The sequence below is a fragment of the Thalassospira sp. genome (assembly GCF_048059015.1).
Lineage (GTDB): Bacteria > Pseudomonadota > Alphaproteobacteria > Rhodospirillales > Thalassospiraceae > Thalassospira.
In genome coordinates this window covers 228368-243160 of the sequence record NZ_JBLLNT010000005.1, presented here as the reverse complement: position 1 = coordinate 243160, position 14793 = coordinate 228368, and the positions used below count along the sequence as shown (strand labels likewise).

12 protein-coding genes and 3 tRNA genes are annotated in these 14793 nt (G+C 53.7%); 12 read left to right on the top strand and 3 right to left on the bottom strand.

The features are described 5' to 3' along the window. Positions 1 to 321 precede the first annotated feature (321 nt). The 5 genes from ACMZ66_RS09270 (at position 322) to ACMZ66_RS09250 (ending at position 7104) form a co-directional block, all read left to right on the top strand. A complete protein-coding gene (locus ACMZ66_RS09270) occupies positions 322 to 1554 on the top strand; it encodes an OmpA family protein (protein ID WP_416936632.1) in 1233 nt (410 codons plus the stop codon). Between the two features lie 350 nt (positions 1555 to 1904). After that, the gene (locus tag ACMZ66_RS09265; protein WP_416936630.1) at positions 1905 to 3146 is read left to right on the top strand and encodes an LL-diaminopimelate aminotransferase; all 1242 of its coding nucleotides are present in this window, start codon (positions 1905 to 1907) and stop codon (positions 3144 to 3146) included. Positions 3147 to 3268: 122 nt separating this feature from the next. Further along, a complete protein-coding gene (locus tag ACMZ66_RS09260; protein ID WP_416936628.1) occupies positions 3269 to 4573 on the top strand; it encodes a homoserine dehydrogenase in 1305 nt (434 codons plus the stop codon). Positions 4574 to 4719: 146 nt separating this feature from the next. Next, a complete protein-coding gene (glpX, locus tag ACMZ66_RS09255) occupies positions 4720 to 5679 on the top strand; it encodes a class II fructose-bisphosphatase (RefSeq protein ID WP_416936626.1) in 960 nt (319 codons plus the stop codon). 132 nt (positions 5680 to 5811) lie between these two features. Then, positions 5812 to 7104, top strand: a complete 1293-nt coding sequence (locus ACMZ66_RS09250) for an Hsp70 family protein (protein ID WP_416936624.1) — start codon at positions 5812 to 5814, stop codon at positions 7102 to 7104. Here the strand turns inward: ACMZ66_RS09250 and ACMZ66_RS09245 are convergent. After that, complete coding sequence (locus tag ACMZ66_RS09245) at positions 7101 to 7496, bottom strand: hypothetical protein (RefSeq protein ID WP_416936622.1); 396 nt, start codon at positions 7494 to 7496, stop codon at positions 7101 to 7103. The genes ACMZ66_RS09250 and ACMZ66_RS09245 overlap by 4 nt on opposite strands. A gap of 49 nt (positions 7497 to 7545) precedes the next feature. Next, on the bottom strand, positions 7546 to 7863 hold the full coding sequence (locus ACMZ66_RS09240) for a hypothetical protein (RefSeq protein WP_416936620.1): 318 nt from the start codon (positions 7861 to 7863) through the stop codon (positions 7546 to 7548). A 195-nt stretch (positions 7864 to 8058) separates the two neighbouring features. Between ACMZ66_RS09240 and ACMZ66_RS09235 the strand changes: the two genes are divergently transcribed. From ACMZ66_RS09235 to ACMZ66_RS09205, 7 genes are all read left to right on the top strand, one after another. Next, positions 8059 to 8598: a peroxiredoxin gene (locus tag ACMZ66_RS09235; protein ID WP_416936618.1), complete on the top strand. Its 540-nt coding sequence runs from the start codon at positions 8059 to 8061 to the stop codon at positions 8596 to 8598. Between the two features lie 102 nt (positions 8599 to 8700). Beyond that, positions 8701 to 10461 (top strand): single-stranded-DNA-specific exonuclease RecJ, encoded by a 1761-nt coding sequence (gene recJ, locus ACMZ66_RS09230; protein ID WP_416936680.1) that lies wholly within the window; start codon positions 8701 to 8703, stop codon positions 10459 to 10461. Positions 10462 to 10566: 105 nt separating this feature from the next. Further along, positions 10567 to 11424, top strand: coding sequence for a substrate-binding periplasmic protein (locus ACMZ66_RS09225; RefSeq protein WP_416936616.1), 858 nt, complete (start codon positions 10567 to 10569; stop codon positions 11422 to 11424). Between the two features lie 105 nt (positions 11425 to 11529). Further along, entirely contained in the window at positions 11530 to 12780 is a 1251-nt protein-coding gene (locus tag ACMZ66_RS09220) for an MFS transporter (RefSeq protein WP_416936614.1), read from the top strand. Positions 12781 to 13015: 235 nt separating this feature from the next. Further along, a tRNA-Glu gene (locus tag ACMZ66_RS09215) sits at positions 13016 to 13091 on the top strand. A 32-nt stretch (positions 13092 to 13123) separates the two neighbouring features. After that, positions 13124 to 13199: transfer RNA gene (locus tag ACMZ66_RS09210), tRNA-Glu, on the top strand. A 37-nt stretch (positions 13200 to 13236) separates the two neighbouring features. Continuing rightward, positions 13237 to 13312: transfer RNA gene (locus ACMZ66_RS09205), tRNA-Glu, on the top strand. Positions 13313 to 13382: 70 nt separating this feature from the next. Here the strand turns inward: ACMZ66_RS09205 and ACMZ66_RS09200 are convergent. Further along, positions 13383 to 14759, bottom strand: coding sequence for a sensor histidine kinase (locus ACMZ66_RS09200; RefSeq protein ID WP_416936612.1), 1377 nt, complete (start codon positions 14757 to 14759; stop codon positions 13383 to 13385). Between the last annotated feature and the right edge of the window lie 34 nt (positions 14760 to 14793).

The window sequence follows — 14793 nt, the reverse complement described above, 5'->3', positions numbered from 1 at the left end:
CTTATGATACCGCCGCGGGTACTTGGTAACGTGAAAACGAATTTTGCATCTTTGCGATATCGCAAGACTTTTGACGTTTTATGTTCCCGGTATCCATTTGACGTTTCGGGTTGAAACTCTGCTTGATCCCAAGCTTATCATGGTCTTAGCCTAGCGCGTCGTTTAGGGGTAGTACAAGAATTATAAGGTGACGTTTCTGCGGAATATTTCAACGCACACGTCATCCAACGGAATTTGGAGCAGCGAAAAGAAATGGGCGTTCTGAAATCAACGACTGCGCAGGGGTCGTGGCAGGAGACTGCAAGGGGGAAGCTGCGGGTAATGCTGCAGACCGGCTCTGCGCTGGCTGTGGTGCTGGCGCTTGGCGCCTGTTCTTCCGTTCCTGACGCTGTTAACCCCATCGAGTGGGGAAAATCTGTCGGTGAGATGTTTGACGGTGAAGACGAAACCACCGCAAAATCCGAAGAACCGATTCCGGGCGAAGACGGCGAATATCCGAGCCTTGCTGACACGCCGGCTAAACCGGTTGTTACTGGTGACCAGGAACGTGACGCGCTGATCGCAGGCCTCGCTGCAGATCGCGCCAACGCCCAATACACTCAGGGCGGCCGCCGTCAAAGCAGCCCGCCTGTAAACGCGCTTCAGTCTGCGACAGCAGCTCCGGTATCTCAGCCGGTCATTACGCCGGCACCGACAACTGCGGTGAGCAGCAGTTCGATGGCAGCGACGTCGAGTGCACCTGCGGCGACTGTTGCAACAACCAGCGCCGTGACGTCTGCGCCTTCTGGTTCCGCCATTGCCGACGAATGGAATGCAAAGTCAGCAGCCTCTGGACCGGTCCCTACACCGGAAGCTGCGCCGGCAGCCCCGTCTGTTACCGATCAAGGTGGTTCGCGTGAACAACAGCTTGCTGCATACGAAGCAGCACAGTCCAGTGGCGATCCGGTGATGGATCAGTATCAACGTCGTCTTGCAGAAGGTCAGGGTGTGTTTGCCAACGAACCAGCAGCCATGCCGTCGCAGGACTTCGACTACGCGATGTATGCCGATGACGGATCGGTTGTTGTCGATGAAAGCCAGTTTGGCGGTGCAGAGCCGATGTATGGCGACTCCGTGATGGTTGATGAAGTTGCATCAAATGACGCACTGGCATCACGCCTTGGTGTTCGCTCCATCGATCAACTGGCGCCTGCCGTCAACGAAGTTCAGGTTGCTCAGATCCAGTTCGCGCATGGTTCGACAAAGCTGGGTGGCTCGGATTACTCCGTCCTTGAACAGGTTGCCGCAACCTGGCAGCAAACCAGCGGCTTTATCCGCGTGATTGGTCATGCTTCGATGCGCACTGGTGATATGTCACTTGAAAGCCATTTGGCTGTGAACCGTCGCGTTTCCGAAGGTCGTGCATCTGCGGTTGTTTCGCGCCTGATTTCGCTGGGTGTCAGCCCGGATGCGATCTTTGTTGGGGCGGATGGCTCGGCCGATCCGCGCTACTACGAAGGCATTCCGGCCGGTGAGGCGGGTAACCGCCGCGTTGAGATCTATCTCGACTACTGATCGATCCAGACAGATTTAATTGATGAAGCGCGGAAGGAGAAATCCTTCCGCGCTTTTTTATTGCCCGACTTTCAGGGACTTATACCGTGTCGTGCGCGGGTGCATTTGCCCCGAAATATCCTGATTTTCAGAAATTTTGCCGAATTTACGCCGCAACCACGGGGTAAATAAAAATTAAGCGTGTGCAATGCACATTAATTCGTTGAGTATGATTTCCATAAAAGGTACATCCTTCGAATTGTACGCCGCGTGAAGCTGTTTTTGATGGCTCAAACGCAATTTTTATCAATTCGAGGATATGCTTTTCGCATAAAATTCGAAAATCGACAACTTCATGAGGATATAGGATAATGTCCCAAGACTTCCACCGCATAAAACGTCTCCCCCCTTACGTATTCGCAGAAGTAAATGCGATGAAGGCGGCGGCGCGGCGAGCGGGTGAGGACATTATCGATTTCGGCATGGGCAATCCGGACCCGGCCACCCCACAGCATATTGTCGATAAACTTGTCGAAACGGTTCAAAACCCGCGCACCCATGGTTATTCCATGTCGCGCGGCATTCCGGGCTTGCGCAAAGCTTTGGCTGCCTATTACGGGCGCCGCTTTGGTGTTGATATCGACCCGGAAACCGAAACCGTTGTGACACTTGGCTCCAAAGAAGGCCTTGCTAACCTGGCGGCTGCGATCACAAGCCCCGGCGATATATTCCTAGTGCCGAACCCGTCATACCCGATCCATGCATTTGGCTTCATCATTGCCGGTGCAGCATTGCGCCACATTCCGATTGGTCATGATGATCAGGGGACGTTCAACACCGAAAGCTTCATGGAGCAGCTCCATCGCGCGGTGAAGCATTCTGTGCCGAAGCCAAGTGCGGTCGTTCTGAACTTCCCGGCGAACCCGACAGCACTTGTTGTTGATCTGGACTTCTATCAGGAAGTTGTCGATTTCTGCCGCAAGCATGAAATCTATGTCCTGTCTGATATCGCTTATTCCGAGATCTATTTTGATGGCAACCCGCCGCCCTCGATCCTGCAGTGCAAAGGTGCGAAGGACATCGCAGTCGAATTCTATTCGCTGTCAAAAACCTATTCGATGGCGGGCTGGCGTATCGGTTTTGCCACCGGTAACAAGAAGCTGATCAACGCCCTGACACGGATCAAGTCATACCTTGATTACGGTGCATTCACCCCGGTTCAGGTTGCTGCAACCGCGGCCCTTAACGGTCCGCAGGATTGTGTCGAAGAATTCCGTAATCTGTACCGCGAACGCCGCGATGTTTTCATCGAAGGTGCGCTAAGTGCCGGTTGGGAAATTCCAAGCCCGGCGGCAACCATGTTTGCCTGGGCACCGATCCCCGATGCCTTTGCCGAGCTTGGTTCGCTTGATTTCTCCAAGCTTCTTTTGCAGGAAGCAGGCGTTGCTGTCGCACCGGGTCTTGGCTTTGGCGAATATGGCGATCGCCATGTTCGAATTGCGCTGGTTGAAAACAAACACCGCATTCGTCAGGCCAACCGGAACATCAAACAGTTCTTCCAGAAATATCCCGATGCAGAATCTGCACGTGAACTGTTGAAGAAATCCGTCTGATATCCGATAAAGCATTCTGTGTTTCGCCCGGGACATGTCCCGGGCGTTCCTTTATCAGGACGCGATGGTCACATTCGATCATTCGCGCGCTTGCGGATCTAACCACGTGCTAAGGAGTTATCGTGAAAGACGTCGTCAAAATCGGTGTGGCAGGCCTGGGTACGGTCGGTGCCGGAACCGTTAAACTGCTGAGTGAACATCGCGACATTCTGGCCGACCGTTCGGGTCGTCAGATCGTCGTTACAGCGGTATCGGCGCGTGATCGAACTCGTGATCGTGGTTTTTCGACTGACGGTCTGACTTGGTACGAAGACGCGCGCGATCTTGCCGCAGACAAGGATATCGACATTCTGGTCGAGCTGATCGGTGGATCAGACGGCATCGCCTATGACACCTGCAAGGCAGCCCTTGAAAATGGCAAGCATGTCGTTACTGCAAACAAGGCCCTGATCGCGCTTAAGGGCGTTGAGCTGGCCCAGATTGCTGATGCCAACAATGTCACCATCGCCTATGAAGCAGCGGTTGCTGGCGGCATCCCGGTAATCAAGGCGCTTCGTGAAGGTCTGGCAGGTAACGCAATTTCGCGTGTCACCGGTATTCTAAACGGCACGTGCAACTATATCCTGACCACCATGCGTGAGCAGGGCCGTGACTTCGCCGACGTTCTGGCCGAAGCCCAGAAGCTTGGCTATGCCGAAGCCGATCCGACCTTTGATGTCGATGGCATTGATGCCGCACACAAGCTTGCGATCCTCTCAAGCCTGGCATTTGGGGTTGAGGTCGATTTCGATGCGGTTGCCGTCGAAGGCATCCGCAGCGTTTCCGCCCTTGATATCCAGCTTGCCGAAGAACTCGGCTATCGCATCAAATTGCTTGGTATCGCCAAACAGACGCCAGAAGGCATCGAGCAGCGCGTAAGCCCGGTCATGGTTGATCGCGCAACCCAGATTTCCAAGGTCGAAGGCGTGTTTAACGCCGTAGCCCTTGAAGGAGACTATGTTGGTCCTGTGGTCCTGCAGGGCCGTGGCGCTGGCGAACGCCCGACGGCATCGGCCGTTGTTGCCGATATCGTTGATATCGCAGCTGGTCGCGCGGCACCGGTCTTCGGGCTTCCGGCTGGGCGCCTTAAAAAGAACGTGCGTGCGTCATTGGAAAAACACACCGGTGCATATTACTTGCGCCTGATGGTTTGGGATCGTCCGGGCGTCATGGCCGAAGTCACCGCAACCCTTGCAAAGCATGGTGTTTCGATGGCCTCCATGATCCAGCACGGTCGTGCGGAAACCGAAGGCGGTGTTGTGCCGGTCGTGATTGTGGCGCATGAAACGACCGAAGCAGCAATGTCGGGTGCAGTTGATGATATCGCCGCATTCGAAAGCAACTCGCAGCCACCGGTTCTGATGCGGATCGAAAGCTTCGCATCTTAAAAGTTTAAAGCTCAAAGCGCCTCGCACCTGTCAAGATGCGGGGCGCTGTTGTAAAGTCTGGACTAAACCGAACCGCAAAAACAAGAAGACAAGACAACAACGAGACAGGGCCCCCAGACCCTGCATCACACTACGAGGAAGACAAAATGGATCGAAATCTCGCGCTTGAAACCGTTCGCGTGACCGAGGCTGCGGCACTTGCCTGCTCTGGCCTGATGGGGCGTGGCGACGAAAAGGCCGCTGACCAGGCTGCTGTTGATGCGATGCGTAATGCGCTTAACAGCATGGACATCAAAGGCACTGTCGTCATCGGCGAAGGTGAACGCGACGAAGCCCCGATGCTGTTCATTGGCGAAGAAGTTGGCTCTGGCGAAGGCCCGGAAATCGACATCGCGCTGGACCCGCTTGAAGGTACGACCATCTGCGCGACCGGTGGCCCGAACTCTTTGGCTGTTGTTGCGATGGCGGAAAAGGGTGGCTTCCTGAACGCACCGGACACCTATATGGACAAAATCGCCGTTGGTGGCGGTCTTCCTGATGATGTGATTGACCTTGATGCCAGCCCGGCTGAAAACCTTAAAAGCCTTGCTGCTGCAAAGGGCTGCGACGTTTCTGATCTGGTTGCCTGTATCCTTGACCGTCCGCGTCACCAGGAAATCATCGCCAAAACCCGTGAAGCAGGTGCACGCATCATGCTGATCGGTGATGGCGACGTTGCCGGTGTTATCGCGACCTCGCAGAAAACCTCGGGCATCGATATTTACATGGGTACTGGTGGCGCACCGGAAGGTGTTCTTGCTGCTGCCGCACTTCGTTGCATCGGTGGTCAGTTCCAGGGACGTCTTGTTTTCCGCAATGACGACGAAGTCGCTCGTGCGAAAAAATGGGGCATCGAAGACCTGACCCGTAAATACAAGCTGACCGACCTTGCAAAAGGCAACGTGATGTTTGCCGCAACCGGTGTCACCGATGGCGCGATGCTGCGCGGTGTGCGTCGTTTCGCCAATGGTGCCGAAACCGAAAGCATCGTGATGCGTTCGCAGTCCGGTACCGTGCGTTACGTCCGCGCTGTTCACGATTTCAGCCGGAAAATCTGGTACAAATAATCTCTGCTTGATGCAGAACGTTAAGAAGGGAGTGCCAAGCACTCCCTTCTTGCGTTTAAATGCTTGCAGGGCAGGGCGGTCTGGGTTACATCCTCCGCCCCCTTCAAATACGCCTTTATCGGAGTTTGCCTGATGTCTGAAATTATCGCCCTAGATTTCGGTACGACCAACTCTGTCCTTGCGGTGGCAGATAGCGCAGGCAATGTGCAATCGGCAAAATTCGAAGTCGGCGCCAACAGTTTTGATACCTATCGCACCATCCTTTATTTCTGGGAGGAGCAGGAACTGACCGCTCCGGGTGCGCCAACCCATTCCAAAAGCTGCTCCGGCCCGTTCGCGATTGAGGAATACCTCAAGGAAAGCCACGATTGCCGTTTGATCCAGTCGATGAAATCCTATCTCGCGGCCAAGGATTTTGAAGGAACCGACATCTTCGGAACGACCTATTCGATCGAAGATCTGATTGGAACGTTCCTGACGCAAATTCACCATTTCGCGCAACATAGCCTTGGCTGGTTGGGGCAGCGTGTGATTTCTGGCCGCCCGGTTGCCTTTGCGGGGAATAATCCGGACAACGATTTTGCCGAAATGCGCCTGCGTTCTGCATATGAGCAGGCCGGTTTTGACGTCGAAGCCATGGTGTTTGAACCCTTGGCCGCGTCCTACTATTACGGCCGCGAACTTGATAAACCCGAAACCGTTCTGGTTGCCGACTTTGGCGGTGGTACCAGTGACTTTTCGCTGATCCGCTTCACACCGGGCTTGGGCATTCGTGGTGTGCAGCCACTTGCCCATACCGGTCTTGGCATCGCAGGCGACCGGTTTGACTATCGCATCATCCAGAAAGCCGTCTGGCCGCGCCTTGGCTTTGGCTCGGATTATAAATCCATGGGCGCAACGCTTCCGGTGCCGCGCCAATATTACACGGCATTCTCGCGCTGGCATGAACTTGCCATGATGAACCAGCCCAAAACCATCAACGAAATCAAAAGCCTGATTCGCTCTGCAACCCGGCCAGATGATATCGAAGACCTAGTTGCCATCATCGAAGATGAAATGGGCTTCCATCTGTATCAAACGGTTTCCAAGGCCAAGGCAGAACTGTCTGAAAATGACAGCACGCTTCTGCAATTCTCCCACGGTGGTGTGGAGATCGAAGAAAAGCTGACGCGTGCTGATTTTGAAGCCGCAATCGCTCCCGACCTTGCCGATATCGAACTTGCTGCGAAGAACTGTCTTGAGCAATCCGGTATCGATGCCAAGGACGTCTCAAAGGTCTTCATGACCGGTGGTACATCCTATGTTCCGGCGGTGCGTAAAATCTTTGAAGACGGCTTTGGCAAGGACCGCATCGAAATCGGCCAACCGTTCCTGTCGGTTGCACATGGTCTGGCATTGATTGCGGCGGACGAGGGGATTGTTTAGTAAATAAATCCGACCAGAAAGCCTATAATACTTAGCGCGATGGAGAGAACCGCTAAGCATGCTGGGATATGGATCATCGGATCTTTTGTTTTTAGATACCATAGTAGCTTACTGAACAGGCGTACTTTGGTAGCTGAAATTTGAACTTTTTCGCCTTTCTCTAGACCTAATTCGTCTCTGGTATCAAAGTCGAGATAAATCCCTGTTTCATCGTCATGTCCAAGTAGGAGTACTAATGTACTCTTGTTATTGTTTAGATTGGTGAGTTTCGCGACTTCATAACGGTTTACACCGTTTCGATTCTTGATATTCAATCTTGCGCGAGAAATACCCCACTCATGTTTTCCCAAACCTTTAACTTCTAAAGTGGGAATTGTTGATGTTATCGACATTGTTGACGATCTCCGTAGTCAGTCATAGACAGTCTAACTGTTACGTAATTTAACACGAGAAATCGCCACCACACTGAAGTTCCAGCAATGCCGCCGCCACTACGATTAATGCGATGGCAAGGCCACTGAGCCCATACAGCCAGATTGATTTCGGGTTGTGTCTGAATTTCCAGGGCAGAATGCCGCCCATCAGGCACAGCACCGGAAATGCCAAAACGCTGAAAAACAGGAATTGGGTGAGGGCGTTTTCATTTGATCCCGGTGCGTCAAACATCATTGGCGAAAACATCACCAATGGCATCGAAATCACGGCACCGATCACGGACAGGATGGTTAATCCGATCCGAAGGCCTTTTTTGTGGGGCATTGCTCGTATCCGTTTTGTTGTTTCGCCAGTTTGCACAACTTTGGCGGGTGTGCAAATGCTGCGCGTATTCTGATTGTTTTTCACGATGCGAAATCACTCGATCTTTTGCCGGGCTGAAATCAGACTTATCTTCAATGTCAAAGGGTCTAAAGACCATCTCTGTGATAAAGGCCCGCTTGGCATCCTGGGAGGATCATGATGAGTTCGGAAAGTGCTGCACATGTGATTGAACGTCTGACGGGGCAGATGCTGCCTGCAATGGCGTTACCTGCCACCAATGACGTATCGGTTGACCTCTCGACGGTGGCAGGGCGCACGGTTGTATATGCCTATCCCCGCACAGCGGAGCCCGGTGTGCCATCACCGGAAGGCTGGGATGAAATCCCAGGTGCCAAGGGCTGTACGCCGCAATCCTGTTCGTTCCGCGATCACGCGGCAGAACTCCGTGCTGTTGGTGTTGAGAACCTGTTTGGGCTTTCAAGCCAGACGACAGATTATCAGAAAGAAGCGGCAGAACGTTTGCACCTGCCATTTGCCTTGCTGTCAGATAGCGAGCATCGCTTTAAGGAATTGATGGCCATGCCCGATTTCAAAGCCGATGGCATGCGCCTGTTTCAACGCCTGACCATGGTGATTGACGATGGCAAAATCACCAAGGTGTTCTATCCGGTCGACGACCCGGCAGCAGATGCGGAAAACGTTTTGAAATGGTGCGGGGATAATCCGCGGGGCTAGTTTGCGCGAAACTTCCCATGCATGAAAATTATCAGGTTTAAGCAGGCCCCGGATTGCGCTATTTCATTGGTCATGACAGATCATGCGCAAGAAAAGACCTTTATGGGGATCGAGCGATCCGTTACCGGAAAATGGTGGCGCGAACGCGAGAATGACGAACGTCTGGCGACAACCATCTCGCAACGCTTTGGCGTGCCCGAGGTGGTTGGACGTGTGATGGCCGCGCGCGGCATCGACCTTGACGATGCTGAAAGCTTCCTGTCCCCGACCTTGCGCGATTTGATGCCCGATCCATCTTCCTTGCAGGATATGGACAAGGCCGCCGCACGCATCGCCGATGCGATCGAAAAGGGCGAAAAGATTGCCGTTTTTGGCGATTACGATGTCGATGGCGCAACCAGCACAGCCCTTCTGAAACGATTTTTCCGAGCGCTTGGCGCGGATGTCCCGGTGCATATCCCTGATCGTATGACAGAGGGCTATGGCCCGAATGCGCCAGCGTTGCTGGAACTGCAGCGCAAAGGGGCAAGCCTTATCCTGACGGTTGACTGTGGTGTGACGGCCTATGCCCCGCTGCAAGAAGCCAAGGATGCCGGGATCGAGATCATTGTGGTTGATCACCACGCAGCAGAGCCGGAATTGCCGCCCGCTGTTGCCGTTGTGAACCCCAACCGTCTGGATGATGATAGTGGCCTTGGCCATTTATGTGCGGCTGGTGTGGCGTTTCTTTTATGTGTGGCGATGTTGCGGGAACTGCGTAATCGCGGCTGGCTGGAAAAGGCGGGCGTTCGTGCACCGGATTTGCGCAACTGGCTGGATTTGGTTGCACTCGGTACCGTGTGTGACGTGGTGCCGTTGCGTGGGCTGAACCGGGCGTTCGTGACGCAGGGTCTGAAGGTGATGAAGCATCGCAGTAATATCGGCATGACGTCGCTTGCTGATATTGCCGGGGTGAATGAAACGCCCAGTGCCTATCATCTTGGATATGTTCTGGGGCCCCGTGTGAATGCCGGTGGGCGCGTTGGCGAGAGTTTTCTGGGTACGACCCTGCTTTCGGGTGAAAACCCGGCGCAGGCGCTTGATATCGCGCGCAAGCTTGATGAATACAATCGCGAACGTAAAGCGATCGAAGATATCGTTCTGGATCAGGCGATCAGTGCGGTCGAAGGCAAATCAAAAGTCGGATCAATGGTCCTGGTTGGCGGGGATGACTGGCATCCCGGCGTGATCGGTATTGTTGCAAGCCGCCTTAAGGACCGCTACCACCTGCCATCCCTTGTGATGGGGCTTGTCGATGGGGTCTATAAGGGATCAGCCCGTTCTGTGCGTGGTATTGACCTTGGGGCTGCCATCATTGCGGCACGGCAGGCGGGGCTTCTGGTTAATGGTGGCGGGCATGGTATGGCGGCGGGCTTTACCCTTGATCCGGAAAAGCGTGATGAGTTTGAAGCGTTTCTTGAAGCACGCTTTGCCAAAATCATTGCTGAAAACGATATCCGACCGACCATCACAGTTGATGGGGCACTTCATGCCAATGGTGCGACGCTTGATCTGATTGATGCGCTTGAAAAGCTTGGGCCATTTGGGGCGGGTAATGCCGAGCCACGCTTTGTGTTTGTTGATTGCCGGGCGGTGAAGGCCGATGTTGTTGGCGCTGATCATGTGCGCTGTATCCTTACCGGGGCAAACGGGCAGGGACGGCTCAAGGCAATTGCGTTCCGCTGTCTCGATAATGATATGGGCCAGACCCTGATCAAGCATGGCGGGCGTCCGTTACATGTTCTGGGCCATCTCAGGCGTGATACCTGGCAGGGACGCGATGGTGTTCAGCTGATCATTGACGATGTCGCACTGCCTGTTTGAGGTAATCTGTCTATACAATGGTTTAACGTGTTGCATTGCCAAATACCGGGAATGCTGATAATTCATGTGGATAGGCTGTTCCCTTGAATTGATCCGGTCGCGCTATTGTTTCACAGTATCGAAACATCCATTCTTCGTGGTCTGAGATCCGCCATTTTTGGCGTGGTCATTGGTGCTGTATCTGTACCTGCGCCTGCGTTGGCGCATGAAGTCGTGGTTGATGAACCATCCGCCATTGTGCAGGCACTAACTGTCACGCTTCTGACCGAAGAATATCGACCGTTTAACTATCTTGATGAAAATGGTCATCTGCGCGGTATTGGTGCCGAGGTGGTTCAGGCGATGGCGGCCCATATTGGATATGGCAAACCAATCCAGTCGATGGCTTGGAAGCGCGTTCTGCAACGGATTGACGAAGAAGAAAACATCGCTGTCTTTTCCATGACCCGCACGCCACAACGCGAAGACAGTTATCATTGGGTTGGCCCGATCGTTCCTGCCAATGCAGGTATCTATCAGCTGGAAAATACGCCGCATCCGGTTCAAAGCCTTAATGATCTGCGCAATGCCGGATCGATTGGGGTGCAGGCCGGTGGTGCGGATGAACAGGCATTACGGTCCTATGGATTTGAAAACCTGGAACCGATCCATAATCCGCGTGGTGGTGTTCATATGTTGGCGACCGGGCGCATTGATCTTCTGGTGTCCTCAGATGTCGAACTGTTTGAGCAACTTGTCGAAAGTCCGCTGACACGAAGCGACATTGAAATGGTCTATCAGTTCTCAAGCGGTGATCTGTATCTGGCCTTTTCCAAGAATACATCTGATGTCGTTGTGAAAGTCTGGCAGGACGCCTATGACCACATTCGCAGCCACGGACAGTTTGATCGCGTCATGTCGCAGTATGGCGTGATACAGGGGCAGCAGCCCCGCATTTCCGAAAGCCTTTCTGTCAGTCAGTGACGCCGATTTTTCGTAAGACGGTCATGATCCCGCCTTGCGTGCATATTTGCCATGTCGCGCAATTGCTTGCCGTTGTGTCGGGATGGGATTATCCCAGAAGACATCATGACAGATCACGCAAAACCAAGCTTACCGTCCCACACGACGCTGACCTTCCTTCGGGTGCTTGCGCCCATTTTGCTGGCATTCTCGCTAAGCCAGTTTTTCCGCTCAGCTCAGGCACTTCTGGCAGGACCGCTTCGCGATGAATTGGCCGTTACCCCAGAACAGATCGGTCTGATTTCGGGCAGCTTCCATTTTGCCTTTGCCCTGATGCAAATCCCGGTTGGTGTGATGCTGGATCGCTACGGCCCGCGATTGACCAATGGCATGCTGATGATGGTGACCGTGATTGGTGTGATCATCTTTGCCAATGCGCAAAGTGTGCTTGGATTGATGGTCGGACAAGCGGTGATTGGCCTTGGTTGCTCTGCGGCCTTTATGGCGGCGCTCGTTTTGGCAGCGCGCTGGACAGCACCCGAAAAGTTTGCTGCTGCATCCGGCTTGATCGTATCCTTCAGCCTCATGGGGGTGTTGGCATCGGCAACCCCACTGGCGGCATTGGTTGAAACGCATGGTTGGCGGACGGTCTATTACGGCTTGGCAGGCTTAAGCTTGCTTGCGGTGGTACTCGATTTTTTGTTTGTGCGCGATACCCCGCCGGGCAAAGAGGCGCATGACCAAAAAGGCGAGACCGTGCTTGATGTGCTGCGCGGCATGGTCTCGGTCTGGAAGAACAGGCAAGTCTGGCTTCTGGTTGGGGTGGCTTTCTTTAGCTATCCGGCGATCCTGACGGTTCGTGGACTTTGGGGCGGACCGTATTTGCATGATGTGTTTGATCTGAGTGCTGTGGAAGTCGGTAACGTTCTTTTGGTTATGACGATTGGCATGATCGTTGGGCCGCCGACTTATGGCCAACTTAAACGCATGTTGCCTGGCAAGACGCATGAGCTGATTGTATTTGCGGTTCTGGTAGGCGCTGTCGCCTGTTTGCTGCAGGCCTTCATTGGGCCAGTGGGCGTGTGGGCAGCGGCCTTGTTGCTGCTGCTGCACGGCTTCCTTGGATCAAGTGCAACATTGAACTATGCCGCATCACGCGAAGCCGTTCCTGAACATCAAATCGGGCGGGCTCTGACCACGATCAATCTTGCGACCTTTGCCGGGCTTTTTGTCTTGCAAGGCATCGCCGGCTTGATCATTGGCCAGTTTGAAGCCGGATCGCCAGTTGGATATCGCATGATGTTCATCTTTTTGGGAATCGGCCTTGGTGTAGCGGGGGTCAGCTTCTGGTTCGGTGCGCGACGCAAAAGTCGTTGATCCAAAATTTATTTTTGCCCAAATCGATGCCTTGAAGGACTGCCGATGCGCCCTCTTTTGAGGGGAGGGTGGTTAAATAAACCGTCCGGTTAAACATCAAGGCGTGGTTTTTCCGGCTTTTGGCGGGTTAAGGCCCCTTTTTTGGTGGGGGATTAAAAAAAACGTCACAGGGGTGAAAAAGCCGCTTGACCTATCCCGACCCAATCGCTAAAAACCGGCCTCGTTAACGCGCTGCGTCCCCTTCGTCTAGAGGCCTAGGACACTGCCCTTTCACGGCGGCAACAGGGGTTCGAATCCCCTAGGGGACGCCACTCGTTAACGACATGACTTCGATTGGTGCTATGTCCCCTTCGTCTAGAGGCCTAGGACACTGCCCTTTCACGGCGGCAACAGGGGTTCGAATCCCCTAGGGGACGCCACCAACCGAAAGTCACGACATTTGCACTTTGTGCTTGTGTCCCCTTCGTCTAGAGGCCTAGGACACTGCCCTTTCACGGCGGCAACAGGGGTTCGAATCCCCTAGGGGACGCCATCTTTCTTTAGGAAAGATTTGTCCGTTATCACTAAATGCTCGTTCGATTTATCGGCGGGCGTTTTTTGATTCAGGCCGCATTTTCCAAAGCATCAGTTCTAAGCGTGAAGGTCGCAATCAGGCCGCCATCCGGATTGTGTTCAAGCCAGATATTCTCGCCATCTTCGCGGCATAAATCGCGACAAAGCGACAAGCCAACACCCGCACCCAATTCACCAGACGTGCCTTCTGTCGATTCATAAGACGCGTTTGTCACGGCGAAATCCGCAATCATCTTATCTGGAACGCCGGTACCCCGATCAATGATGCGCACATTGATCCGGTTGCCGACCGAAGACGTTGTGATCGTTACCGTGCTACGCGGATTGGAATATTTGATCGCATTGACCAAAAGGTTCCTGCAGATCATTTCCGAATGCGGAACAATACAATGTGCCATCAGGTTTTGCGGGTCATAGGCGATGGTTACAGATTTTGCTTCAAGCAGGGGGCGGACTGCCTTGATCGTATTGTCGATCAGCTGATCAACACTGACAGCGCTGCGCTCTGGTCGGCCGTCGTCAAACAATGTTCGGCCCCAGATCAACAGATCATCCAGAAACCGCAGCGTTTCTGACGTGGAGGAATGCAATTTGCGGATATTGCCAAGTGCCTGGCCGGGGTTGCCTGCAACGAGATCTTGTTGCGCATGCAGCGATAGTCCGGCAAGTCCGCCAAACGGTGCGCGCAGGTCGTGGGCCAGAACTGTGAATAACCGGTTTTTCGCCTTAACTTCTGATCGTAGCGATGTATTGAGTGAAATGATGATCATGCCGGTAAAGCCGACAGCGGTGAGAAGCAGGAACAGGATCACATCAAGGAAGGCGACCATGTGAACGGTGGATGCGTTCATGAAATTGGCAATTTCGCGATCATCAAGAAGGGTATAGATCGCGCGAAACACGTGGTAGAAGCCATGTAAGGCAAACGTGACCGCCATAATGGTTTCTGGTGCAGCACGACGCCCACGGCGCTGGAACCAAAGGGTATATGCGCTTGCCAGAGACAGGAAGGACAACGCAGCCGATAACACTACAATGCGTGTCGGCACGTGGTTGTTGACTTCTGTGTAGTAGATGAAGAACAGGACAAGGGTGCTGATCACTGTGCCGCTGATCCAGAAGCTTGGCTTGCGGCGGGTATATATCTCCAACCCCAACCAGTAAAATGCGTGTGAAGCTGTCAGAAGGGTATTGGCGATGATCACGGATGCGACGTCAGAAATTGCGCCGCGCAGGCCCAAAAGCACAAAGCCAATTGCCATCGAGACGCCGCCAACCGCCCAAAGTGTGGTGCCCAATCCGCGACGTGAAACCATCGACAGCGAAACAAAGGCAATAGCCTGCACAATCGCAGACAGCGTTGCGATAAACGCAAGCGTGCGGATATCCAATTCGACGCCGAACAATTCAGACTCCCATCTGAGTATAGTGCGCGCCGCT